The sequence below is a fragment of the Citrobacter sp. MNAZ 1397 genome, from assembly GCF_023613995.1.
Taxonomy (GTDB): Bacteria; Pseudomonadota; Gammaproteobacteria; order Enterobacterales; family Enterobacteriaceae; genus Phytobacter; species Phytobacter ursingii.
Window position 1 is genome coordinate 309,177 of the sequence record NZ_JAKIVH010000001.1, and the last position, 23,351, is coordinate 332,527.

Sequence of the window (23,351 nt, forward strand, 5' to 3'; positions counted from 1 at the left end):
TAAGATGGATAAAATTTTCGTTGATGAAGCAGTAAGTGAACTGCATACCATTCAGGACATGTTGCGCTGGTCGGTAAGCCGATTCAGCGCGGCAAATATCTGGTACGGTCACGGTACGGATAACCCGTGGGATGAAGCCGTACAACTGGTATTGCCAACCCTTTACCTGCCGCTGGATATACCGGAAGAGATGCGCAACGCGCGCCTGACCTCCAGCGAACGTCACCGTATCGTTGAGCGCGTCATTCGCCGCGTCAATGAACGTATCCCGGTTGCCTATCTCACCAATAAAGCCTGGTTCTGCGGCCATGAGTTTTACGTTGATGAGCGCGTACTGGTGCCGCGCTCGCCGATTGGTGAACTGATCAATAACCACTTCGCCGGCCTTATCGACGGACAACCGCAGCACATTCTGGATATGTGTACCGGTAGCGGCTGTATCGCCATTGCCTGCGCTTACGCCTTCCCGGAGGCGGAAGTGGACGCGGTGGACATCTCCCCGGATGCGCTGGCGGTAACAGAACACAACATTGAAGACCACGGGCTGATTCATCACGTCACGCCGATTCGCTCCGACCTGTTCCGTGACCTGCCGAAAGTGCAGTACGACCTGATTGTGACCAACCCGCCGTATGTTGATGAAGAGGATATGTCTGATCTGCCGTCAGAGTATCGCCATGAGCCGGAGCTGGGGCTGGCCTCCGGTAGCGACGGTCTGAAACTGACGCGCCGCATTCTGGCGTGTGCGGCGGATTACCTTACCGATAATGGTGTGCTCATTTGTGAAGTGGGCAACAGCATGGTACATCTGATGGAACAATATCCGGATGTGCCGTTCACCTGGCTTGAATTTGATAATGGCGGTGACGGTGTCTTCATGCTGACCAAAGCGCAGTTGCTGGCCGCACAGCAACATTTCAGCATTTATAAAGATTAAAACGCTAATAACATAACGACGACAACGGAGCCGTGATGGCAGGAAATACTATTGGACAACTCTTTCGCGTAACGACCTTCGGCGAATCGCACGGCATCGCGCTGGGCTGCATCGTCGATGGTGTACCGCCGGGCATTCCACTGACCGAAGCCGACCTCCAGCATGACCTGGATCGACGCCGCCCCGGAACCTCACGCTATACCACCCAACGCCGTGAGCCGGATCAGGTGAAAATTCTCTCCGGCGTGTTTGAAGGCGTGACCACCGGTACCAGCATCGGCCTGCTGATTGAGAATACCGATCAGCGCTCCCAGGATTACAGCGCAATCAAAGATGTGTTCCGTCCGGGGCATGCTGATTACACTTACGAGCAAAAATATGGCCTGCGCGACTATCGTGGCGGTGGCCGTTCCTCGGCTCGTGAAACCGCAATGCGTGTGGCGGCTGGGGCAATTGCCAAAAAATTCCTCGCGCATAAATTCGGCATCGTGATCCGTGGCTGTCTGACCCAGATGGGGGATATTCCGCTGGAGATGAAAGACTGGGAACAGGTCGAACAGAATCCGTTCTTCTGCCCGGATCCGGACAAAATCGACGCGCTGGACGAACTGATGCGCGGGCTTAAAAAAGAGGGCGACTCGATCGGCGCGAAAGTCACTGTTGTGGCGGACGGTGTGCCGGCAGGCCTCGGTGAGCCGGTATTTGATCGTCTGGATGCCGATATCGCCCATGCGATGATGAGCATCAACGCGGTTAAAGGCGTTGAGATTGGCGACGGCTTTGGCGTGATCAACCTGCGCGGTAGCCAGAATCGCGATGAAATCACCAAAGACGGTTTTCAGAGCAACCACGCGGGCGGCATTCTGGGCGGTATCAGCAGCGGGCAGCAGATCGTTACCCATATCGCACTGAAACCGACCTCAAGCATTACCGTGTCGGGGCGCACGATTAATCGCTTTGGCGAAGAAGTAGAGATGATTACCAAAGGACGTCACGACCCGTGTGTCGGTATTCGCGCGGTACCGATCGCCGAAGCGATGCTGGCCATTGTGCTGATGGACCATTTTATGCGTCAGCGTGCGCAAAATGGCGATGTGACGACCACTATTCCTCGCTGGTAACCAATGAAAAGAATTGCAATTGCGCTGCTGGCGTTTTTCGCAACGCTGACCTGCCAGGCGGCAACGCCCTGGCAGAAAATCACCCATCCAGTTGCGGGCGCAACGCAATCGATCGGCGCCTTCTCGAATGGCTGTATTGTTGGCGCGCATGAACTGCCGCTGCAATCCGATACCTATCAGGTGATGCGTACCGATCAGCGACGCTACTTTGGTCATCCGGACCTGATTCTGTTTATTCAGCGTCTGGGTAATCAGGTGCATAACCTGGGGCTTGGGACAGTGCTGGTGGGCGATATGGGTATGCCGGCCGGCGGACGTTTTAACGGCGGTCACGCCAGTCACCAGACGGGGCTGGATGTGGACATTTTTCTGCAACTGCCAAAAGCACGCTGGACCGCAGCGCAATTGTTAAAACCGCAGGCACTGGATTTGGTTTCCAGCGATGGCAAGCAGGTAGTGCCTTCGTTATGGAAACCCGAAATTACCAGCCTCATTAAGCTGGCGGCGAAAGATAATGATGTGACGCGCATTTTCGTCAACCCGGCCATTAAGCAGCAGCTGTGTCTGGACGCCGGTACAGACCGCGACTGGCTGCGGAAAGTGCGCCCCTGGTTCCAGCATCGCGCGCATATGCATGTCCGTTTGCGCTGCCCGGCAGATAGCCTTGAGTGCCAGGATCAGCCTTTGCCACCAGATGGCGACGGCTGTGGTGCGGAATTGCAAAGCTGGTTCAAACCGGCCAAACCTTCTACGACGCCTGAGAAGACGACACCCCCGCCGCTGCCTGCTTCCTGTCAGGCATTACTGGATGAGCACGTATTGTAATGGATGCATTTCAAGAGATATTTATGGTGTCGCCACTGCTTCTGGTGGTGCTTTTTCTGGTCGCCACGCTGGCGGGATTCATTGATGCGTTAGCGGGTGGCGGTGGTTTACTGACCGTGCCTGCATTGCTGGCCGCCGGTATGACCCCGGCGCAGGCGCTGGCTACCAATAAACTGCAGGCCTGCGGTGGCTCCATCTCTTCCACGCTCTATTTTTTGCGCCGTAAAGTGGTGAGTCTTGCCGATCAGAAACTCAATATTCTGATGACCTTTATTGGTTCAACGTCGGGCGCGCTGCTGGTTCAGCATGTTCAGTCTGATATTCTGCGCCAGATTTTGCCGGTCCTTATTATCTGTATCGGTCTCTACTTTTTGTTAATGCCAAAACTGGGTGAAGAAGACCGTCAACGTCGGCTGCATGGCCTGCCTTTTGCGCTGGTGGCGGGCGGCTGCGTGGGTTTCTACGATGGCTTTTTTGGTCCCGGCGCCGGGTCATTTTATGCGCTGGCGTTTGTCACGCTGGCGGGTTTTAACCTTGCTAAATCCACCGCGCACGCCAAGGTGCTGAATGCCACTTCCAATATTGGCGGGCTGTTGCTGTTTATTATTGGCGGCAAGGTTATCTGGGCAACGGGGTTTGTGATGCTGGCGGGCCAGTTTCTGGGCGCGCGTATGGGCTCACGTCTGGTGCTCAGCAAAGGTCAAAAACTCATTCGCCCGATGATTGTTATCGTCTCGGCAGTGATGAGCGCAAAATTACTTTATGACAGCCATGGGCAGGAGATCCTCCAGTTTCTGGGGGTGAGTGCATGAACACAACAACACATCATTACGAACAACTGATCACCCTTTTTGACGGCTGTTTTGCCGACGATTTTAATACCCGTCTGATTAAAGGCGACGACGAACCGATCTATCTTCCTGCTGATGAAGAAGTCCCTTATAACCGGATCGTCTTCGCTCACGGGTTCTACGCCAGCGCGTTGCATGAGATCTCCCACTGGTGTATCGCCGGGAAAGCCCGTCGCGAGCGGGTGGACTTTGGTTACTGGTACTGCCCGGATGGGCGTGATGCGGCGACCCAGTGTCAGTTTGAGGACGTTGAGGTTAAACCGCAGGCTTTTGACTGGCTGTTCTGTGTGGCGGCGGGTTATCCGTTTAACGTCAGTTGTGACAACCTGGAAGGGGATTTTGAACCGGACCGCGTTGTATTCCAGCGCCGCGTGCATGCGCAGGTGATGGAATATCTCGACAAAGGGATCCCGGCGCGTCCGGCGCGTTTTATTAAAGCGCTGCAAGATTACTATCACACGCCTGAGCTAAAGGCGGAACACTTCCCATGGCCGGAAGATTTATAACTGAGGAAAGAAGATGATCGCAGAATTTGAATCGCGCATTCTGGCGTTAATTGATGACATGGTAGAGCACGCCAGTGATGATGAGCTGTTTGCTGGCGGTTATCTGCGTGGGCATCTGACGCTGGCGGTCGCAGAACTGGAAGCGGGTGAAGACCACTCATCCGCGGCGCTGCATGACCGTGTGTCGGCGAGTCTGGAAAAAGCCATTCAGGCGGGCGAGCTCTCTCCGCCGGATCAGGCGCTGGTGTTGGGAATGTGGGACACGCTGTTCCGAAAGGCGCAAGCACAGTAAGAAGCACCGATCCCGGATGCGGCATAAACGCCTTATCCGGGCTACGGGTTCGGTGCCCGATCGTAGAGGGGAGAGGGATCCCGACAAAAATGCAAGCTCGATCGGTTCCCTCTCCCTGAGGGAGAGGGCCAGGGTGAGGGGGAAACTGCGGCTCTGGTGGTCATTCCGTTCACCTTATGGTCTTTGCTTTTCTGTCGCGACAGAACCTGTGAACGTGGCCTGGGTGGCTCATCGCACCCGGGCTCACTTAACCCGTTTTCCCTTCAACAACTTTCTCACCCATAAGCGATTAGGATTCAGCGCTGCCAGTGTTTCACCATCCAGCGGCAACGGCTCCTCACTCATTTGCGAGGCCAGAATCTCCGCCGCCAGCGGCGCGCTGCATAATCCACGTGAGCCGAGCGCGCCAAGCATAAACAACCCGTCAAAAACCGGTGCGCTTATCATATCCGTTCTCTCTTGCGCAAGAGTGGCATAGGCATCCAGCGTTGCCGCGTAATCCGCCACATTCCCGACTAACGGCAGATGATCCCGGGTTGCGCAGCGCACACCGCAGCGCGCCTCACCGCCGCTGACATCGACGTCCATCGCCCACTGCGCCTGCGGGAAGCAGTTCAGCAAACGCTGGCGATTTTGCTGTTGATCCTCCTCGCTGTAGGTGGCTTCCTCTTGTCCACGGTGGTAGCTTGCGCCAATACAGTGATGCTGATTGCGCGGGTTTTGCGGCGTCAGATAACCGTCATAGCAGAGTACTTGACGCAGGTCGCTCAGTGCCGCCGTTGTGGGAATATGGCTGACCTGTCCGCCAACCGGGTAAACCGGCAGTTTTTCGGTCTGAGTAAAGTGGCTGATGTGGTGACCGTTAGCCAGTACGACGCAGTCATGAGTGCGCTGGCTGCTATCGGCAAAATCCAGCCGCCATTTGCCATCCTGTTGAGCGAGGTTTGTCACCCGGTGGCCGTAGTGCACGCATAATCCCTGACGCTGGGCTAATGCCAGCGCTGACGCTGTTAATTGCGCCGGACACAGCCAGCCCCCCGCCGGATAATGAATGCCGCCGCAGCCGGTTTCTACCCCCGTCGTTTGCGCGACCGCTTCGGCGCTGACCGCATGGGCGATGGCGTCCGGCAGGCCCAGCGTCAGCATCTGGCTAATTTTTTGCTGACTTTTTTCGTCGTATCCCAGTTGAGTGACACCGCACCAGTGATGATCGAAATCGACGGGCAGAGTGTCATACAGGCGGCGGGCGAAGGTAAACGCGGCGGGGAAAAAATGGGCCAGCGCCGGGTCGTGCGCGCTGAGCAGTGGATACAGCGCGCCCTGCCGATTGCCGGAAGCGCCCTGTGCGGGTTCGTCATCGGCACAGTAGAGCGTGACCTGCCAGCCGCGACGTAACAAGGCCAGCGATAGCAGCGCGCTGGCGATACCGCCGCCGATAATTGCAACCGCGCGCTTTTTCGTGCCAGTGCGGGCAAACCATGGCATACGCAGCGCGGGCAGGATGGCGCTCTCCATCACCCCGGTGAGCATTTCCCGCTTACGGCCAAACCCTTTGCTTTTGCGCATGGTGAACCCGGCGTCCTGCAACCCACGGCGGACAAAACCAGCGGAGGTGAAAGTGGCCAGCGTCGCGCCGGGACGCGCCAGCCTTGCCATTGCGTTAAACAGCCCGGGCGTCCACATATCCGGGTTTTTCGCCGGCGCAAAGCCGTCGAGGAACCAGGCATCAACTTGTTGATTGAGCGAATCATCTAACGTTTCAGTCAATTCGTTGATATCGCCGAACCATAAATCCAGGGTCACGCGACCGCCGTCCAGTAACAGGCGATGGCAACCGGCAAAAGGCAACGGCCACTGCTGCTGCAGTTGTTCCGCCCAGGGGGCCAGCTCGGGCCAGTGCTGGTGCGCCAGGCGAAGATCGTCTTTCGTTAAAGGGAATTTTTCGAAACTGATGAAATGTAATCTTTCCAGGGTAGCCTGCGGACTGGCGCGGGAAAAGGCATCAAACGCCTGCCAGAGGGTCAGGAAATTGAGCCCGGTGCCAAAACCGCTTTCCGCGACGACAAACAGCGGGCGGGGATGCGCGACGAAACGCTCGGGTATACCGTTACCACCAAGAAAAACATAGCGGGTCTCTTCCAGCCCGTTATCATTTGAGAAATAGACGTCATCGAAATCTCGGGAAACAGGTGTACCCTCAGCGTTGAATTCCAGGTTGGCAGATTGTATAGCGGTTTGTTTCACGTAAGTTACTCGGCGGACAGGCTGTGCCACGATCTTAACGATGTGCGTCTCAGGGCGCAAATTTACCCATTAATTGTCTGATCGGACTTGTTCGGCGTACAACTGTACGCTATCTTGCGACACGAAAACTTAAATTAGTGCGACTTACAGGGGTATTGAATGAAACGTGCAGTGATTACTGGCCTGGGCATCGTTTCCAGCATCGGTAATAACCAGCAGGAAGTCCTGGCCTCTCTGCGTGAGGGACGCTCAGGGATCACTTTCTCTCAGGAATTCAAAGATTCCGGAATGCGCAGCCACGTATGGGGTAACGTCAAACTGGATACGACCGGTTTGATTGACCGTAAAGTGGTTCGTTTCATGAACGATGCCTCTATCTATGCTTATCTCTCCATGCAAGAAGCGATTGCGGATGCTGGCCTGAGCGCAGACGTTTACCAGAACAATCCGCGCGTCGGCCTGATTGCCGGTTCCGGCGGTTCTTCAAAAGCGCAGGTCTTCGGTGCGGATGCTATGCGCAGCCCGCGCGGCCTGAAAGCTGTTGGTCCGTATGTGGTGACCAAAGCAATGGGGTCTGCGGTTTCCGCGTGCCTCGCCACCCCGTTTAAAATCCACGGTGTGAACTACTCCATCAGTTCCGCCTGTGCCACTTCCGCACACTGCATCGGTAACGCCGTTGAGCAGATTCAGCTGGGCAAGCAGGACATCGTCTTTGCTGGCGGCGGCGAAGAGCTGGGCTGGGAAATGGCCTGTGAGTTCGACGCAATGGGCGCGCTGTCGACCAAATACAATGAAACCCCGGAAAAAGCGTCCCGTACTTATGACGCGCACCGTGATGGCTTCATCATCGCAGGCGGCGGCGGTATGGTTGTGGTTGAAGAGCTGGAACATGCGCTGGCTCGTGGCGCGCACATCTATGCTGAAATTGTGGGTTACGGCGCAACGTCGGATGGCGCTGACATGGTCGCGCCGTCAGGTGAAGGCGCAGTGCGCTGCATGAAGATGGCAATGCACGATGTTGATACCCCAATCGATTACCTGAACTCTCACGGTACCTCTACTCCGGTAGGCGACGTGAAAGAACTGGGCGCGATTCGTGAAGTGTTCGGCGACAACAGCCCGGCTATCTCTGCGACCAAAGCCATGACCGGTCACTCTCTGGGTGCAGCTGGCGTGCAGGAAGCTATCTACTCTCTGCTGATGCTGGAACACGGCTTTATCGCGCCGAGCATCAATATCGACGAGTTGGATGAGCAGGCTGCTGGCCTGAATATCGTCACCAAACCGACTGACGCGACGCTGAACACGGTTATGTCCAACAGCTTCGGTTTCGGCGGTACTAACGCCACGCTGGTGATGCGTAAGCTCAAGTAATCGTCTGAATATTAAAAAGGGAGCCAATGGGTTCCCTTTTTTTATGCATTGACAAGCCGCGACACGGGCAGGCAAACTTCCTGCGCAACATTGTCGTCCTGATAATGCGTAAGCGTTTAACGTTATCCAACGCACCTTAATCCTGAACATCAGGTGGAGGGGGCGTGGCTTTTTTCCTCGCCTTACTCTGCGGTACGGAGTAATGCATGTCTGTAGAGACTCAAACACTTTCTTCCTCATCCGGCACGGGTTCGCTACTACGACTGGTGGTTGCCGTTTTCCTTACCTATATGACCATCGGGTTACCGTTGCCCGTCATCCCGCTCTTTGTGCATAACGAACTCGGTTACGGCAACACCATGGTGGGCATCGCTGTCGGTATCCAGTTTCTGGCAACCGTCCTGACACGGGGTTATGCCGGGCGGCTGGCCGATCAGTTTGGCGCAAAGCGCTCGGCGTTGCAGGGAATGTTTGCCTGTGCGCTCGCCGGCGTCGCCTGGTTGCTGGCGGCATGGCTACCGATAAGCGCTCTGGCAAAATTTGGCTTGTTGATTATCGGACGGCTAATGCTGGGTTTTGGCGAAAGCCAGCTACTCACCGGAACGCTCGCCTGGGGGATGGGGCTGGTTGGTCCTAAACGTTCAGGCAAAGTGATGTCCTGGAACGGTATGGCCATTTACGGCGCGCTGGCTGTTGGGGCGCCGCTCGGCCTGCTCATTCATAGCCGGTTTGGCTTTGCCACCCTGGCGGCGATCACCATGGTCTTGCCGCTGCTGGCATGGGCATTTAATGGCGGCGTACAAAAAACGCCTGCTCATCCGGGTGTACGTCCTTCGCTGTGGAGCGTGGTCGGCCAAATCTGGCAGCCGGGCCTTGGTCTCGCGCTCCAGGGGGTAGGTTTCGCGGTTATCGGTACTTTCGTTTCGCTTTACTTTGCCAGCAATGGCTGGGAAATGGCTGGCTTTACGCTGACGGCATTTGGCGGCGCCTTTGTTCTGATGCGTCTGCTGTTTGGCTGGATGCCGGATCGCTTTGGCGGCGTGCGGGTGGCTATTGTTTCGTTGATGGTGGAAACGGTGGGTCTGTTGCTGCTCTGGCAGGCGCCGGACGCCTGGCTGGCAATGGCCGGTGCGGCATTGACCGGCTGTGGTTGTTCGTTGATTTTCCCGGCGCTGGGCGTTGAAGTGGTAAAACGCGTTGCTCCGCAGGTTCGGGGTACCGCGCTGGGAGGGTATTCGGCATTTCAGGACATTGCGTATGGTATCACCGGGCCACTTACCGGGCTGTTGGCGACCTCGCTGGGCTATCCGTCGGTATTCCTGGCCGCGGCAATTGCGGCGGCCAGCGGCATTGTGGTGACGCTGATTTCATTTCGAAAATAATCGCCTGTTCCGGCTTTCATAATGAGGGCCGGAAATAAATAATCCACTTCCTCATAATTCTGAATGCTATTTTTGGCTCCAGAAAATAACTAAAAATACGCGCCACGCCACAGAAAAAACATATTGTTTTATTGGTGTAACATATTCCACTGATATAATTTTTTGCAACATTCTCAGGTAGTTATAATGCTGCTATAGTCAGGCTATCTTCGTACGTAAGTTATTCTTTTACTACTTTTTAGAGAAAGGAGAGACGTATGCCTGGGTTTAAAGCAGATTTTCTGTGGGGCGGCGCGGTGGCGGCGCATCAGCTTGAAGGCGGCTGGCAGGAAGGCGGCAAAGGGGTGAGTGTCGCTGACGTAATGACTGCCGGGGCGCACGGCATTCCGCGCGAAATTACCGATGGCGTATTACCGGGAAAAAATTACCCCAACCACGATGCCATCGACTTTTATCATCGCTATAAAGAGGACATCAAACTCTTTGCGGAAATGGGGTTTAAATGTTTTCGTACATCCATCGCCTGGACACGTATTTTCCCGAAAGGGGATGAATTAGAACCGAACGAAGCCGGTCTGCAGTTTTATGACGATCTCTTCGATGAATGCCTGAAATACAATATTGAACCGGTGATTACGCTCTCGCATTTTGAAATGCCTTATTACCTGGTCACTGAATATGGTGGCTGGCGTAACCGTAAGCTTATTGATTTTTTTGTGCGTTTCGCCAAAACGGTATTTACTCGCTATAAAGGCAAAGTGAAATACTGGATGACGTTCAACGAAATCAATAATCAGGCCAATTACCACGAAGATTTCGCCCCGTTTACCAACTCCGGTCTTAAATACAAAGAAGGCGAGGATCGGGAGCCGGTCATGTACCAGGCGGCGCACTATGAGCTTGTCGCCAGTGCGCTGGCGGTGGAAGCGGGGCATGCGATTAACCCTGATTTCCAGATTGGCTGCATGATTGCCATGTGCCCGGTCTACCCGCTTACCTGTAACCCGGACGACATGATGATGTCCGTCTCGGCGATGCACCGCCGCTACTGGTTTACCGATGTGCATGTTCGCGGTTATTACCCGCGTCATCTGCTTAATTATTTCGCCCGTAAAGGCTTTAATCTCGATATTACCGATGAAGACCTGCAGATCCTGAAACGGGGTTGCGTGGACTATATCGGTTTTAGCTACTACATGTCGTTCGCCACCAAAGCCACTGCGGATAACCCACAACTGGACTATGACGAAACGAAGAGTCTGGTGAAAAATCCGTATGTGAAAGCATCGGACTGGGGATGGCAAATCGACCCGGTGGGCCTGCGTTATTCACTGAACTATTTCTACGATCTTTATCAACTGCCGCTGTTTATCGTCGAGAATGGCTTCGGCGCTATCGATCAGAAAGAGAGTGACGGTTCGGTAAACGATCAGTACCGCATTGAATATATGCAAAACCACCTGCGCGAAATGAAAAAGGCGGTGGTGGAAGATGGCGTGGATTTGATGGGCTACACCCCGTGGGGCTGTATTGATCTGGTTTCCGCAGGAACCGGCGAAATGAAAAAACGTTACGGCTTTATCTATGTCGATAAAGATAACGAAGGAAACGGTACGCTTGAACGCAGCCGTAAGAAGTCGTTCTGGTGGTACCAGCAGACCATTAAAAGTAACGGTGAAAATCTTTAATGAAAATCCCCTCCGACGGAGGGGATTCTTTCAGATAACCAGCCAGATAAGGGCGAAGGCAATAAGCAACGCGACCAAAAACAGACCTGGCCGGGTTGAGAGGTTTTTGACGCTTTCGATGATCGGGGCGAAGAGCGGGCTGTAGATCGGCTGAATATTGCGTGCTTCCAGTACGCCCGATGTCCGTTCTGCGCGATGTAAAAAAACCTGATTGAGAATGTCCTGCACTTGCGCCGTTGTCAGCACCATTTGCGGGGTGGCCTGCCAGTTCTGCCGGGCATAATCGGTGATAGTTTGCCACTCCACCTCATCCAGCGGCTGCTTAAGCGCGGTTTGTACGCTTTGCAGTGTGGGTGACGTCTGGGTACTCAATGTCTGTCGCGCCTGCAGCCAGGTCATTAAGTGGGTGAAATGTTTTGCCGGAATGAGCTCACCGGTTTTCACGCCGGATAATTCCATCATCGACTGCCAAATCAATTTACCGGATTCGCCTGTCGCCGCGGCCAGTTTTGTCACCGCCTGGTTGAGCGAGTTGTGCTCAGCGGGCAACAGCGGGCGGTCTGTCGCCGGACGTTGCAAGGGCTGAGGTACCGAAATTTGGTTGTTCTGCAGTAGCGTAAGCACGGTTTTAAGCTGCTCCGGCGTAAGCTGGCTCAGCGCCGTCTGACCAAACTGTTGGCGAATAAAGTCGCTAACCGCCTGACGGTTGTTCCCCTGGCCGAGTAATTCAGTCAGCTGCGAGATAACCTGGCGGGTAGTGTGATTCTGCGTGGCGGTATCCAGACGCTGGTTGAGATTCTGCTCCGCTGCCGGGAAATGGCGTGACAGCAGCGGCGCATCGTTCTTTAACCCCAAATCATGTTTTACCCCGGCCCAGACTTCGGCGCTCTGCTGTTGCGTGAGCGCGACCAGGCGAATAATCAACCGCTCCAGCACGGTGCGCTGGATTGTCGATAACGGCTGCTCTCCGGCGGCCAAAGTTGGGGGCGTAGGCTCTTGCCCCGGAGGGCGCGCGGGCGTGCCCTGAATGGGTTGCATCATGGAAATCCTCTGGGTCTCGCACGTGGTGTAGCGGCATTGCAGGTATGCCTGGCTGCGAGATTATGGCACACTTAACAGCTTAACTCCCGTTCTCTAACCGGTACTGTAACGTGAAAATCCTTGTTGATGAAAATATGCCCTATGCTGGCGATTTGTTCCGTCGTCTGGGTGAGGTAAAAGCTGTGCCTGGTCGTCCTATTCCGGCAGCGGAACTGGCTGATGCGGACGCGCTGATGGTGCGTTCTGTGACGAAGGTGAATGAAGCGCTGCTCAGCGGTACGCCGATTAAATTCGTGGGTACGGCAACGGCGGGTACCGATCACGTTGACGAGCAATGGTTGCAACAGGCAGGGATCGGTTTCTCTGCCGCGCCGGGGTGTAATGCCATTGCGGTTGTGGAATATGTTTTCTCGTCCCTGATGCTGTTGGCAGAGCGTGACGGTTTCGATCTGCGCGATCGCACCGTCGGGATTGTTGGGGTAGGTAACGTGGGGAGTCGTTTGCAGGCGCGTCTTGAAGCGTGGGGCGTGAAAACATTACTGTGCGATCCACCGCGCGCCGACCGTGGCGATGATGGCGAGTTTCTGCCGCTCGACGCGCTGGTGCGCGACGCCGATGTGCTGACCTTTCACACGCCGCTGTTTAAAGACGGGCCGTATAAAAGCTGGCATCTGGCGGACGAAGAGGTAATTAGCCGTCTGAAACCTGGCGCTATTCTGATTAATGCCTGCCGTGGCCCGGTGGTCGATAACGCCGCCCTGTTACGCCGTCTGGAGGCTGGTCAGTCGCTCAGCGTTATTCTCGATGTCTGGGAACCCGAGCCGGATCTCGACGTGGCGCTGCTGGCAAAAGTGGATATTGGTACCGCGCATATCGCCGGGTATACGCTGGAAGGAAAAGCGCGCGGCACCACGCAGGTGTTCGAAGCGTTTAGCGATTTTATCGGCAAGCGCCAGCAGGTTGCGCTGGATACGCTGCTGCCTGCGCCGGAGTTCGGTCGCATTACCCTTCACGGTCCGCTCGATCAGTCGATCCTGAAAAGACTCATTCATTTGGTGTATGATGTGCGCCGCGACGATGCGCTGCTGCGAAAAGTGGCGGGCATCCCGGGTGAGTTCGACAAGCTGCGTAAAAATTATCTTGAGCGTCGGGAATGGTCATCGCTGTATGTGCAGTGTGATGACAACCAGGCGGCTACACTGCTGCAAAAGCTGGGTTTCAACGCTGTCCATCACCCAATTCGTTAATGTCATCTTAATGCTACCTGCCGGATAATCCGGCGGGTACGCTTTTTTCTGGAGTAAATCACCATGTCTGAAGGCTGGAATATTGCCGTACTGGGCGCGACGGGCGCTGTCGGAGAAGCCTTACTCGAAACGCTTGCGGAGCGTGAGTTCCCGGTGGGCGATTTGTATGCGCTGGCGCGTCATGAAAGCGCCGGTGAGACGCTGCGTTTTGGCGGAAAAACCGTACGCGTTCAGGACGTTGCTGAATTTGACTGGACGCAGGCGCAGCTGGCATTTTTTGTCGCCGGTGCCCAGGCATCTGCCGAGAATATTGAAGAAGCCACCAACGCTGGTTGCCTGGTGATTGATACCAGCGGTCTGTTCGCGCTGGAGCCGGATGTGCCGCTGGTTGTGCCGGAGGTGAACCCGTTTGTACTGGCGGATTACCGCAACCGAAATGTCATTGCCGTGCCGGATAGCCTGACCAGCCAGTTGCTGACCGCGCTGAAACCGCTGATCGACGAAGGCGGCCTGTCACGTATTGGCGTGACCAGCCTGCTCTCCGCGTCGGCGCAGGGTAAACAGGCGGTGGATGCCCTTGCCGGACAGAGCGCGAAATTGCTTAACGGCATACCTATTGATGAAGACGACTTCTTTGGCCGTCAGATGGCATTTAACATGCTGCCGATTCTGCCGGACCGTGAAGGTGCCGTCCCGGAAGAGCGTCGTCTGGTCGATCAGGTACGTAAAATTCTGCAGGACGACGGGCTGATGATATCCGCAAACTGTGTCCGTGCGCCGGTATTTTATGGTCACGCGCAGATGGTCAGCTTCGAAGCGCTACGCCCGCTGGCGGCAGAAGAGGCCCGTGATGCGTTTGCCCGCGGCGAAGATATTGTGTTGTCCGAAGAGAATGATTTCCCAACCCAGGTTGGCGATGCTTCCGGTAGCGCGCATCTTTCCGTCAGCTGCGTACGTAACGATTATGGCCAGCCTGAACAGATTCAGTTCTGGTCGGTGGCAGATAACGTACGTTTTGGTGGGGCGCTGATGGCGGTGAAGATCGCTGAGAAACTGGTACAGGAGTACCTGTACTAATGTCAGACGTAGTGGAACAACCGCTGCTGAAAATTGCCCTCGGCATTGAGTACGACGGCAGTAAGTATTACGGCTGGCAGCGTCAGCAAGAAGTACGCAGCGTGCAGGAAAAGCTGGAAAAAGCGTTGTCGCAGGTCGCCAATGAGCCGGTGACGGTTTTTTGTGCCGGGCGTACCGACGCAGGAGTGCATGCCACAGGGCAGGTGGTCCATTTTGAGACCCGCGCGGTACGTAAAGACGCGGCCTGGACACTGGGCGTAAATGCGAATTTACCTGGAGACATCGCGGTACGTTGGGTGAAAGATGTGCCCGACGATTTCCATGCGCGATTTAGCGCGACGGCGCGTCGTTATCGCTATGTTATCTACAATCATCGTTTACGTCCGGCAGTACTGAACCAGGGGGTTACGCATTACCATCTGCCCCTTGATGCACAGCGTATGCAGCGTGCGGCGCAGTGCCTGCTGGGTGAAAATGATTTTACCTCGTTTCGCGCGGTACAGTGCCAGTCGCGCACGCCGTGGCGCAACATGATGCACATTAACGTTCAGCGTTACGGTGTGTATGTGGTGGTGGATATCAAAGCGAATGCCTTTGTACATCATATGGTAAGAAATATTGTCGGTAGCCTGATGGAAGTGGGTGCCAACAACCAGCCGGAGAGCTGGATAGCAGAGCTACTGGCGGCTAAGGACAGAACGCTGGCGGCAGCAACGGCGAGAGCTGAAGGGTTGTATCTGGTATCGGTGGATTATCCGGACCGTTTCAACTTACCCCACCCGCCAATGGGTCCGCTGTTTCTCGCGGACTAGTCGCAATCAACCAAGGCATAGACAATATGGACGTAATTCGCTTTCTTATTGATTTCATTCTGCACATTGATGTTCATCTGGCGGAACTGGTCGCGCAATACGGTATCTGGGTTTACGCGATTCTGTTTCTGATTTTGTTCTGCGAAACCGGTCTGGTGGTCACGCCGTTTTTACCGGGGGATTCGCTGCTGTTCGTCGCGGGCGCGCTGGCCTCACTGCCCACGAACGACATCAACGTTCACGTGATGGTGATGCTGATGCTTGTTGCGGCCATTCTCGGCGATGCGGTGAATTACACGATAGGGCGCCTGTTCGGCGATAAGCTCTTTAGCAACCCGACCTCGAAAGTGTTCCGTCGCAGCTATCTCGATAAAACCCATCAGTTTTATGAGAAACACGGCGGCAAAACCATTATTCTTGCCCGCTTTATCCCCATTGTGCGCACGTTCGCTCCCTTCGTTGCCGGGATGGGACATATGTCCTATCGCCATTTCGCGGCGTTCAACGTGATCGGGGCGCTGTTATGGGTGCTGCTGTTTACTTATGCTGGCTACTTCTTCGGCACGTTGCCGATGGTGCAGGAAAATCTTAAGTTACTGATTGTCGCGATTATCGTGGTGTCTATACTTCCTGGTGTGATTGAGATCATTCGCCACCGTCGAGCGGCAGCGCGACAGGCAAAATAAGATGTCTATGGCGGTTCGACCACTTTTTTATCCCAAGTTGCGAACTGTTATGTTTTAATGTGCCCCATTTATGGGCTACCAGGTTCATGTATAAAGGTTATCAATGAGCTGGATTGAACGAATCAAAAGCAATATTACCCCCACCCGCAAGGCGAGCATCCCTGAGGGTGTGTGGACGAAATGCGATAGCTGCGGTCAGGTACTGTATCGTGCCGAGCTGGAGCGTAACCTTGAGGTCTGCCCGAAGTGTGACCACCATATGCGCATGACTGCGCGTAACCGTCTGCATACATTGCTGGACGAAGGTTCAATGGTGGAACTGGGTAGCGAACTTGAGCCGAAAGACGTGCTCAAGTTCCGTGACTCCAAAAAATATAAAGACCGTCTGGCGACGGCACAGAAAGAGACCGGCGAAAAAGACGCGCTGGTGGTAATGAAAGGTACGCTGCATGGCATGCCAGTTGTCGCGGCAGCGTTCGAATTCGCCTTTATGGGCGGCTCCATGGGCTCTGTAGTGGGTGCGCGTTTTGTTCGTGCCGTTGAGCAGGCGCTGGAAGATAACTGCCCGCTGATCTGTTTCTCCGCCTCGGGTGGCGCACGTATGCAGGAAGCGCTGATGTCGCTGATGCAGATGGCGAAAACCTCCGCAGCGCTGGCGAAGATGCAAGAGCGCGGCCTGCCCTACATCTCCGTACTGACTGACCCAACCATGGGTGGCGTTTCCGCGAGCTTCGCGATGCTGGGCGATCTGAATATTGCCGAGCCGAAAGCGCTTATTGGTTTTGCCGGTCCGCGCGTGATTGAACAGACCGTGCGTGAAAAACTGCCGCCGGGATTCCAGCGCAGTGAATTCCTGATTGAAAAAGGGGCGATCGATATGATCGTTCGTCGTCCGGAAATGCGCCTGAAACTGGCGAGCATTCTGGCGAAGCTGACCAATCAGCCAGCACCGAACCCGGATGCGCCGCGTGAAAGCGTGGTGGTGCCCCCGGTGCCCGATCAGGAAGCCGAGGCCTGATAATACCGAAGGGCAGGGCCATCACGGCGCTGCCCTTTTGCTTTTTACATCGTCAAACATCCTACGGGCATCATGGAAAATAAACGCATTTTGCAAGCCACGTCGCCCCTGGCCGCGTGGCTTTCTTATCTGGAAAACCTGCACAGCAAAACCATTGACCTGGGACTTGAGCGCGTAAGCCAGGTTGCCGCGCGTCTTGATGTTCTGCGACCGGCACCGTTTGTCTTTACCGTTGCGGGAACCAATGGCAAAGGCACGACGTGCCGTACCCTTGAATCCATTCTTCTGGCGGCCGGTTATCGCGTGGGTGTCTACAGTTCGCCGCATCTTATCCGCTATACCGAGCGCGTTCGCGTACAGGGTGAGGAGCTGGCTGAGCTCGACCACACGCGTTCTTTTGCCGAAATTGAAGCCGTGCGCGGTGAAACCTCATTAACCTATTTTGAGTACGGTACGCTGTCGGCGCTGTGGTTGTTTAAACAGGCGAAGCTGGACGTCGTTATCCTCGAAGTGGGACTGGGCGGGCGTCTTGACGCCACCAATATGGTTGATGCGGATGTCGCCGTCGTGACCAGCATTGCGCTCGATCATACCGACTGGCTGGGGCCAGACAGAGAAAGTATCGGTCGCGAAAAAGCGGGCGTCTTCCGTGGCGGTAAACCGGCGGTGGTTGGCGAAAGCGATATGCCGTACACCATTGGCGAAGTCGCCGCGGAAAAAGGCGCTCTGCTGATGCGCCGTGGCGTGGACTGGCAGTATGAAGTAGAGCAGGGGCAGTGGCGTTTTCGCGACGGCCAGGGCGAGCTGACAGGTTTACCGCTGCCGCAGGTGCCGCAGCCCAATGCGGCGACCGCGCTTGCGGCACTGCGGGCAAGCGGGCTGACGGTGAGCGAGCAGGCTATCCGTGACGGTATTGCCTCTGCGATTTTGCCTGGTCGCTTCCAGATTGTGCGTCATAACCCGCGTCTTATTCTGGATGTGGCGCATAATCCTCATGCGGCGGCTTACCTTGCCGGGCGGCTGTCGGCAGAGCCCGGGCGCGGCCGCGTGCTGGCGGTCATTGGCATGCTGCACGATAAAGACATCGCCGGAACGCTCGCCTGTCTGGAGCCTGTGGTCGATAGCTGGTATTGTGCCCCTCTGGAGGGGCCACGCGGTGCGACGGCAGAGCAATTGATGGCGCACTTACCGCAAGGGAAAGCGTATCAACACGTTGCGCAGGCCTGGCAGGCAGCGATGGCGGAGGCCACAGCAGAAGATACCGTGCTGGTGTGTGGTTCATTCCATACGGTGGCACATGTCATGGAAGCGATGGAAGCGGGGAGAACCGGTGGCAAGTAAGTTTCAGAACCGTTTGATGGGAACCATTGTGCTGGTTGCGCTCGGGGTAATTATTCTTCCCGGGCTGCTGGACGGGCAAAAAAAGCATTATCAGGATGAGTTCGCCGCCATTCCTCTGGTACCCAAACCCGGGGATCGCGATGAACCGGATATGATGCCTGCGGCCACGCAGGCGCTCCCGGCTCAGCCGCCGGAAGGGGCGGCGGAAGAGGTGCAGGCTGGCGATGCGGCAGCGCCGTCGCTGGATGCCTCTCGTCGTGCTGTTAGTGGGGCGACGACGCCGGATGTCACGACGCAACCCGTCGCGCCGAAGCCGGCTGAACAGCCAAAACCGGTTGAGAAGCCGAAGCCACAGCCACAGAAACCCGCAGAGCAGGTAGCGGCAACCCCGCCTGCGGATCAGGCGCCCACTGCAGATAAATCGGCGCCAGTAGGGAAAGCCTGGGTAGTGCAACTGGGTGCGCTTAAGAACGCCGATAAAGTTAATGAGATTGTCGGTAAACTGCGCGGCGCAGGTTATCGCGTTTATACCGCGCCAACCACGCCAGTACAGGGTAAAATCACCCGCATTCTGGTGGGTCCGGACGCATCGAAAGATAAACTCAAGGGTTCGCTTGAGGAGCTTAAACAGCTGTCAGGTTTGAGCGGCGTGGTAATGGGTTATAGCGCGAACTAGTGTGCGTTTTGTACCCCCTGACGTTGTCCCTCTCCCCAACGGGAGGGGGTGAAAAGCGGCACTGGAGCGATCTTCTCGCTCTTTCAGGGAGAGGCCTGGAGGGAAGGGAGATTGGGTTTTTGATACCAATAAAACACGCCCGAAGAGGCTAAAGATTCGATGGCGTTGAATATTTTTTCAGCGCCATTTTTATTTACGCGCGGGAAGGAAATCCCTACGCAAACGTTTTCTTTTTCTGTTAGAATGCGCCCCGAACTGGACGACAGGGCGTAAATCGTGGGACACATATGGTCTGGATTGATTACGCCATCATCGCGGTGATTGGTTTTTCCTGTCTGGTTAGCCTCATCCGCGGCTTTGTTCGTGAAGCGTTATCACTGGTGACATGGGGTTGTGCTTTCTTTGTTGCCAGTCATTACTACACTTACCTGTCAGTCTGGTTTACGGGCTTTGAAGACGAACTGGTGCGCAATGGGATTTCCATCGCCATCCTGTTCATCGCGACGCTGATTGTTGGCGCTATCGTCAATTACGTGATAGGTCAACTTGTGGAGAAAACCGGCCTGTCGGGTACAGACAGGGTGTTGGGGATCTGTTTTGGCGCGCTACGCGGGGTGCTAATCGTCGCCGCCATTCTGTTCTTTCTCGATACCTTTACGGGCCTGTCAAAAAGCGAAGACTGGCAGAAGTCGCAGCTTATCCCGCAATTCAGTTTCATCATCAGATGGTTCTTTGACTATCTGCAAAGTTCGTCAAGTTTCTTGCCCAGAGCGTAATCGCTCTGAGATGTGGCTTAACGAGGAAAAGACGTATGTGCGGTATTGTCGGTATCGCCGGTGTTATGCCGGTCAACCAGTCGATTTATGACGCGTTATCGGTGCTTCAGCACCGTGGTCAGGATGCCGCTGGCATCATCACGATCGATGCAAATAATTGTTTCCGTCTGCGCAAAGCAAATGGTCTGGTCAACGATGTTTTCGAAGCCCGCCATATGCAGCGTCTTCAGGGCAACATGGGTATTGGCCATGTGCGTTACCCAACCGCTGGCAGCTCCAGCGCCTCCGAGGCTCAGCCTTTTTACGTTAACTCCCCTTACGGCATCACGCTTGCCCATAACGGCAACCTGACCAATGCCCACGAGCTGCGTAAAAAGCTGTTTGAAGAAAAACGCCGCCACATCAACACCACGTCTGATTCAGAAATCCTGCTGAACATTTTCGCCAGCGAGCTGGATAACTTCCGCCATTACCCGCTGGAAGCAGATAACATTTTCGCCGCTGTCGCCGCGACCAACCGCCAGATTCGTGGTGCGTATGCCTGTGTTGCGATGATCATCGGCCACGGTATGGTTGCTTTCCGCGACCCGAACGGTATTCGTCCGCTGGTGCTGGGCAAACGCGATATTGGCGATGGCCGCACCGAGTTCATGGTAGCGTCCGAAAGCGTGGCTCTCGATACGCTGGGCTTTGAATTCCTGCGTGATATCGCGCCGGGCGAAGCTGTCTACATCACCGAAAAAGGCCAGCTGTTTACCCGCCAGTGCGCGGATAATCCGGTCAGCAACCCGTGCCTGTTCGAATACGTCTATTTTGCGCGTCCGGACTCCTTCATCGACAAAATCTCCGTCTACAGCGCGCGTGTCAATATGGGCACGAAGCTTGGCGAGAAGATTGCGCGTGAATGGGAAGATCTGGATATCGACGTGGTCATTCCCATCCCGGAAACCTCCTGCGATATCGCGCTGGAAATCGCCCGTATTCTGGGTAAGCCGTACCGTCAGGGTTTTGTGAAAAACCGCTACGTTGGCCGCACCTTTATCATGCCGGGTCAGCAACTGCGTCGTAAATCTGTCCGCCGTAAGCTGAACGCGAACCGCGCTGAATTCCGCGACAAAAACGTCCTGCTGGTGGATGATTCCATTGTGCGTGGTACCACCTCTGAGCAGATTATTGAGATGGCGCGTGAAGCCGGAGCGAAGAAAGTGTACCTCGCCTCTGCGGCGCCGGAAATTCGTTTCCCGAACGTGTACGGCATCGATATGCCGACCGCAAACGAACTGATTGCGCATGGTCGTGAAGTGGATGAGATTCGCCAGATCATCGGCGCTGATGGCCTGATTTTCCAGGATCTGAGTGATCTGATCGACGCCGTACGCGCGGAAAATCCAGATATCCAGCAGTTCGAATGCTCGGTATTTAACGGCGTGTACGTTACCAAAGACGTTAACCAGCAGTACCTCGATTATCTCGATTCCCTGCGTAATGATGATGCCAAAGCGGTACAGCGTCAGAACGAAGTGGAAAACTTAGAGATGCACAACGAAGGGTAATCGACCCGTTTCGCCCTCTCCGTCCGGAGGGGGCGCTCATCAGTTGCAACTGCTGGCATAATGCGGCAAAGTCTGCCTCAGTGTAGATAAAGGCGACGGATATGAAACGACTCATTGTGGGGATCTCAGGGGCCAGCGGTGCGATTTACGGCGTGCGCTTGTTGCAGATATTACGCGACGTGGCGGACATTGAAACCCATCTGGTGATGAGCCCGGCTGCGCGTCAGACCCTCTCCCTCGAAACTGATTTTTCCCTGCGTGATGTTCAGGCTCTGGCGGATGTCGTGCACGATGCCCGCGATATCGCCGCCAACATCTCTTCCGGCTCTTTTAAGACTGCGGGCATGGTGGTGTTGCCCTGCTCGATAAAAACGCTCTCTGGCATTGTCCACAGCTATACCGACGGCCTGCTGACGCGTGCGGCGGATGTGGTGTTAAAAGAGCGTCGCCCGCTGGTGCTGTGCGTGCGTGAAACGCCGCTGCATTTAGGCCATCTGCGTTTGATGACGCAAGCGGCGGAACTGGGCGCCGTTATCATGCCGCCGGTACCTGCGTTTTATCATGCGCCGAAATCGCTGGATGACATCATTAACCAGACCGTGAATCGTGTCCTGGATCAGTTTGATATTACTCTGCCGGAAGATTTATTCATCCGCTGGCAGGGAGGAAATGCCTCCAGATAGTGCACATTCTTGCCCGATGCCCTTTTTTAGGGCGTTTTTGCAATCGTGATCATATCCTCAACATTTAATTCCTTTTTTCCCCTGTTAACACTCCGGTTCGTTCGGCAGACCTGCTATCTTTCACCATTAAGGGTAATTTGCAACGTTTTATTAACAAATTTAACGCTGTTGTTTTTCAGCGCTAAAAATCTGGCATAAGACGTGCAAGTAAACTCGCAGCAACACACAACACAACGCAGCACAAAATAAAATCAGAATACTTGAGGGTAATGTATGAAGAAGACGGTTATTGCTCTGTCTTTACTGCTGGGCCTGTCCGCGGCATCCAGTGTTTACGCAGCGCTTCCCCAGACTGTACGCATCGGTACGGATGCGACATACGCACCTTTCTCTTCTAAAGATGCGAAAGGGAATTTTGTCGGTTTTGACATCGATCTCGGTAATGAGATGTGTACCCGCATCAAGGTCAAATGTACCTGGGTTGGCAGCGATTTTGACGCGCTTATCCCGTCCCTGAAAGCGAAGAAAATTGACGCGATTATCTCCTCTCTCTCGATTACCGAAAAACGTCAGCAGGAGATTGCCTTCTCCGACAAACTCTACGCCGCTGATTCCCGTCTGATTGCCAAAAAAGGCTCGCCGATCGTGCCGACGCTGGACTCCCTGAAAGGCAAACACGTAGGGGTATTGCAGGGGTCTACGCAAGAAGGTTATGCGAACGACAACTGGCGCACTAAAGGTATCGACGTGGTGGCCTACCAGAACCAGGATCTGATTTACTCTGATCTCGCCGCAGGCCGTCTGGACGCTGCATTCCAGGACGAAGTGGCTGCCAGCGAAGGCTTCCTGAAACAGCCTGCCGGTAAAGATTTTGCCTTCGCCGGTCCGTCCGTTAAAGATAAAAAATATTTTGGCGACGGTACCGGGATCGGTCTGCGTAAAGATGACACCGAGTTGAAAGCGGCCTTTGACAAAGCCTTCGCTGAAATGCGTAAAGACGGTACCTACGATAAGCTCGCGAAGAAATATTTCGACTTTAACGTCTACGGCGAGTAAAGCAGCCTGTTTTTTGGGATAAATGATGCGCCATTTTGGCTTGCCAGGATGGTGCATAAATACGCGTGATGTTTCAAAGTGGTGCGGCTGATGCACCGAAATGGCGCAATGATGCATAGTTAAGCAAAAACCATGCAAAAAAGCCGCCGGGCGGGCAGAATGCTT

Annotated in this window: 22 protein-coding genes; 20 read left to right on the forward strand and 2 right to left on the reverse strand. The window is 55.0% G+C overall.

The features are described 5' to 3' along the window. Positions 1 to 4 precede the first annotated feature (4 nt). Genes prmB through L2097_RS01315 form a run of 6 tightly spaced genes read left to right on the forward strand, consistent with a single transcriptional unit; the run spans position 5 to position 4,532 of the window. On the forward strand, positions 5 to 937 hold the full coding sequence (prmB, locus tag L2097_RS01290; RefSeq protein WP_047369411.1) for a 50S ribosomal protein L3 N(5)-glutamine methyltransferase: 933 nt from the start codon (positions 5 to 7) through the stop codon (positions 935 to 937). Between the two features lie 35 nt (positions 938 to 972). Beyond that, a complete protein-coding gene (gene aroC / locus L2097_RS01295; RefSeq protein ID WP_047369412.1) occupies positions 973 to 2,058 on the forward strand; it encodes a chorismate synthase in 1,086 nt (361 codons plus the stop codon). Positions 2,059 to 2,061: 3 nt separating this feature from the next. Beyond that, a complete protein-coding gene (gene mepA / locus L2097_RS01300) occupies positions 2,062 to 2,883 on the forward strand; it encodes a penicillin-insensitive murein endopeptidase (RefSeq protein WP_047369413.1) in 822 nt (273 codons plus the stop codon). Further along, positions 2,883 to 3,695 carry a sulfite exporter TauE/SafE family protein gene (locus L2097_RS01305; protein ID WP_047369414.1) on the forward strand — a complete coding sequence of 271 codons (813 nt, stop codon included), beginning with the start codon at positions 2,883 to 2,885 and terminating at the stop codon, positions 3,693 to 3,695. Before mepA ends, L2097_RS01305 begins: the two co-directional genes overlap by 1 nt. Then, the gene (locus L2097_RS01310) at positions 3,692 to 4,240 is read left to right on the forward strand and encodes an elongation factor P hydroxylase (RefSeq protein WP_085007283.1); all 549 of its coding nucleotides are present in this window, start codon (positions 3,692 to 3,694) and stop codon (positions 4,238 to 4,240) included. Before L2097_RS01305 ends, L2097_RS01310 begins: the two co-directional genes overlap by 4 nt. Before the next feature lie 13 nt (positions 4,241 to 4,253). After that, positions 4,254 to 4,532 (forward strand): YfcL family protein, encoded by a 279-nt coding sequence (locus L2097_RS01315; RefSeq protein WP_047369416.1) that lies wholly within the window; start codon positions 4,254 to 4,256, stop codon positions 4,530 to 4,532. 243 nt (positions 4,533 to 4,775) lie between these two features. On the opposite strand, the gene mnmC is transcribed toward L2097_RS01315, so the two are convergent. Next, positions 4,776 to 6,776: a bifunctional tRNA (5-methylaminomethyl-2-thiouridine)(34)-methyltransferase MnmC2/FAD-dependent 5-carboxymethylaminomethyl-2-thiouridine(34) oxidoreductase MnmC1 gene (mnmC, locus tag L2097_RS01320; RefSeq protein WP_250351980.1), complete on the reverse strand. Its 2,001-nt coding sequence runs from the start codon at positions 6,774 to 6,776 to the stop codon at positions 4,776 to 4,778. 159 nt (positions 6,777 to 6,935) lie between these two features. Here mnmC and fabB point away from each other — a divergent pair, with 159 nt between their 5' ends. The 3 genes from fabB (at position 6,936) to L2097_RS01335 (ending at position 11,220) form a co-directional block, all read left to right on the forward strand. Beyond that, positions 6,936 to 8,150 carry a beta-ketoacyl-ACP synthase I gene (gene fabB / locus L2097_RS01325; protein ID WP_047369418.1) on the forward strand — a complete coding sequence of 405 codons (1,215 nt, stop codon included), beginning with the start codon at positions 6,936 to 6,938 and terminating at the stop codon, positions 8,148 to 8,150. Between the two features lie 206 nt (positions 8,151 to 8,356). Continuing rightward, positions 8,357 to 9,532 (forward strand): MFS transporter, encoded by a 1,176-nt coding sequence (locus L2097_RS01330; RefSeq protein ID WP_085007286.1) that lies wholly within the window; start codon positions 8,357 to 8,359, stop codon positions 9,530 to 9,532. Between the two features lie 257 nt (positions 9,533 to 9,789). Further along, positions 9,790 to 11,220 carry a 6-phospho-beta-glucosidase gene (locus L2097_RS01335; RefSeq protein WP_047369420.1) on the forward strand — a complete coding sequence of 477 codons (1,431 nt, stop codon included), beginning with the start codon at positions 9,790 to 9,792 and terminating at the stop codon, positions 11,218 to 11,220. A gap of 30 nt (positions 11,221 to 11,250) precedes the next feature. On the opposite strand, the gene flk is transcribed toward L2097_RS01335, so the two are convergent. Continuing rightward, a complete protein-coding gene (flk, locus tag L2097_RS01340; protein WP_142517809.1) occupies positions 11,251 to 12,258 on the reverse strand; it encodes a flagella biosynthesis regulator Flk in 1,008 nt (335 codons plus the stop codon). Between the two features lie 113 nt (positions 12,259 to 12,371). Here flk and pdxB point away from each other — a divergent pair, with 113 nt between their 5' ends. The 11 genes from pdxB to argT all read left to right on the forward strand — a co-directional run bounded on the left by pdxB (position 12,372) and on the right by argT (position 23,186). Next, positions 12,372 to 13,508 (forward strand): 4-phosphoerythronate dehydrogenase PdxB, encoded by a 1,137-nt coding sequence (pdxB, locus tag L2097_RS01345; RefSeq protein ID WP_085007287.1) that lies wholly within the window; start codon positions 12,372 to 12,374, stop codon positions 13,506 to 13,508. Between the two features lie 63 nt (positions 13,509 to 13,571). Then, positions 13,572 to 14,585, forward strand: coding sequence for an aspartate-semialdehyde dehydrogenase (locus L2097_RS01350; RefSeq protein WP_250351981.1), 1,014 nt, complete (start codon positions 13,572 to 13,574; stop codon positions 14,583 to 14,585). Further along, on the forward strand, positions 14,585 to 15,397 hold the full coding sequence (truA, locus tag L2097_RS01355; protein ID WP_250351982.1) for a tRNA pseudouridine(38-40) synthase TruA: 813 nt from the start codon (positions 14,585 to 14,587) through the stop codon (positions 15,395 to 15,397). Before L2097_RS01350 ends, truA begins: the two co-directional genes overlap by 1 nt. A 26-nt stretch (positions 15,398 to 15,423) precedes the next feature. Continuing rightward, the gene (locus tag L2097_RS01360) at positions 15,424 to 16,083 is read left to right on the forward strand and encodes a DedA family protein (RefSeq protein WP_250351983.1); all 660 of its coding nucleotides are present in this window, start codon (positions 15,424 to 15,426) and stop codon (positions 16,081 to 16,083) included. A gap of 103 nt (positions 16,084 to 16,186) precedes the next feature. Beyond that, entirely contained in the window at positions 16,187 to 17,101 is a 915-nt protein-coding gene (gene accD / locus L2097_RS01365) for an acetyl-CoA carboxylase, carboxyltransferase subunit beta (protein ID WP_047369425.1), read from the forward strand. Between the two features lie 72 nt (positions 17,102 to 17,173). Further along, a complete protein-coding gene (gene folC / locus L2097_RS01370; RefSeq protein ID WP_047369426.1) occupies positions 17,174 to 18,442 on the forward strand; it encodes a bifunctional tetrahydrofolate synthase/dihydrofolate synthase in 1,269 nt (422 codons plus the stop codon). Continuing rightward, positions 18,432 to 19,118: a cell division protein DedD gene (gene dedD / locus L2097_RS01375; RefSeq protein WP_250351984.1), complete on the forward strand. Its 687-nt coding sequence runs from the start codon at positions 18,432 to 18,434 to the stop codon at positions 19,116 to 19,118. The genes folC and dedD overlap by 11 nt, the downstream gene beginning before the upstream one ends. A 287-nt stretch (positions 19,119 to 19,405) precedes the next feature. Further along, positions 19,406 to 19,894, forward strand: a complete 489-nt coding sequence (gene cvpA / locus L2097_RS01380) for a colicin V production protein (RefSeq protein ID WP_039079851.1) — start codon at positions 19,406 to 19,408, stop codon at positions 19,892 to 19,894. A gap of 35 nt (positions 19,895 to 19,929) precedes the next feature. Continuing rightward, on the forward strand, positions 19,930 to 21,447 hold the full coding sequence (gene purF / locus L2097_RS01385; protein ID WP_047369428.1) for an amidophosphoribosyltransferase: 1,518 nt from the start codon (positions 19,930 to 19,932) through the stop codon (positions 21,445 to 21,447). A gap of 101 nt (positions 21,448 to 21,548) precedes the next feature. Then, positions 21,549 to 22,130: a UbiX family flavin prenyltransferase gene (locus L2097_RS01390; RefSeq protein ID WP_047369429.1), complete on the forward strand. Its 582-nt coding sequence runs from the start codon at positions 21,549 to 21,551 to the stop codon at positions 22,128 to 22,130. Positions 22,131 to 22,403: 273 nt separating this feature from the next. Then, positions 22,404 to 23,186, forward strand: coding sequence for a lysine/arginine/ornithine ABC transporter substrate-binding protein ArgT (gene argT / locus L2097_RS01395; protein WP_085007779.1), 783 nt, complete (start codon positions 22,404 to 22,406; stop codon positions 23,184 to 23,186). Positions 23,187 to 23,351: the final 165 nt, after the last annotated feature.

Excerpts from the sequence above, each read along its gene's own strand:
- L2097_RS01350 (WP_250351981.1), top strand. The coding sequence starts at position 13,572 with ATGTCTGAAGGCTGGAATATTGCCGTACTGGGCGCGACGGGCGCTGTC.
- L2097_RS01390 (WP_047369429.1), top strand. The coding sequence starts at position 21,549 with ATGAAACGACTCATTGTGGGGATCTCAGGGGCCAGCGGTGCGATTTAC.
- L2097_RS01310 (WP_085007283.1), top strand. The coding sequence starts at position 3,692 with ATGAACACAACAACACATCATTACGAACAACTGATCACCCTTTTTGAC.
- L2097_RS01315 (WP_047369416.1), top strand. The coding sequence starts at position 4,254 with ATGATCGCAGAATTTGAATCGCGCATTCTGGCGTTAATTGATGACATG.
- L2097_RS01330 (WP_085007286.1), top strand. The coding sequence starts at position 8,357 with ATGTCTGTAGAGACTCAAACACTTTCTTCCTCATCCGGCACGGGTTCG.
- flk (WP_142517809.1), bottom strand. The coding sequence starts at position 12,258 with ATGCAACCCATTCAGGGCACGCCCGCGCGCCCTCCGGGGCAAGAGCCT.
- purF (WP_047369428.1), top strand. The coding sequence starts at position 19,930 with ATGTGCGGTATTGTCGGTATCGCCGGTGTTATGCCGGTCAACCAGTCG.
- mepA (WP_047369413.1), top strand. The coding sequence starts at position 2,062 with ATGAAAAGAATTGCAATTGCGCTGCTGGCGTTTTTCGCAACGCTGACC.
- L2097_RS01305 (WP_047369414.1), top strand. The coding sequence starts at position 2,883 with ATGGATGCATTTCAAGAGATATTTATGGTGTCGCCACTGCTTCTGGTG.
- argT (WP_085007779.1), top strand. The coding sequence starts at position 22,404 with ATGAAGAAGACGGTTATTGCTCTGTCTTTACTGCTGGGCCTGTCCGCG.
- prmB (WP_047369411.1), top strand. The coding sequence starts at position 5 with ATGGATAAAATTTTCGTTGATGAAGCAGTAAGTGAACTGCATACCATT.
- cvpA (WP_039079851.1), top strand. The coding sequence starts at position 19,406 with ATGGTCTGGATTGATTACGCCATCATCGCGGTGATTGGTTTTTCCTGT.
- accD (WP_047369425.1), top strand. The coding sequence starts at position 16,187 with ATGAGCTGGATTGAACGAATCAAAAGCAATATTACCCCCACCCGCAAG.
- truA (WP_250351982.1), top strand. The coding sequence starts at position 14,585 with ATGTCAGACGTAGTGGAACAACCGCTGCTGAAAATTGCCCTCGGCATT.
- aroC (WP_047369412.1), top strand. The coding sequence starts at position 973 with ATGGCAGGAAATACTATTGGACAACTCTTTCGCGTAACGACCTTCGGC.
- L2097_RS01360 (WP_250351983.1), top strand. The coding sequence starts at position 15,424 with ATGGACGTAATTCGCTTTCTTATTGATTTCATTCTGCACATTGATGTT.
- folC (WP_047369426.1), top strand. The coding sequence starts at position 17,174 with ATGGAAAATAAACGCATTTTGCAAGCCACGTCGCCCCTGGCCGCGTGG.
- L2097_RS01335 (WP_047369420.1), top strand. The coding sequence starts at position 9,790 with ATGCCTGGGTTTAAAGCAGATTTTCTGTGGGGCGGCGCGGTGGCGGCG.
- fabB (WP_047369418.1), top strand. The coding sequence starts at position 6,936 with ATGAAACGTGCAGTGATTACTGGCCTGGGCATCGTTTCCAGCATCGGT.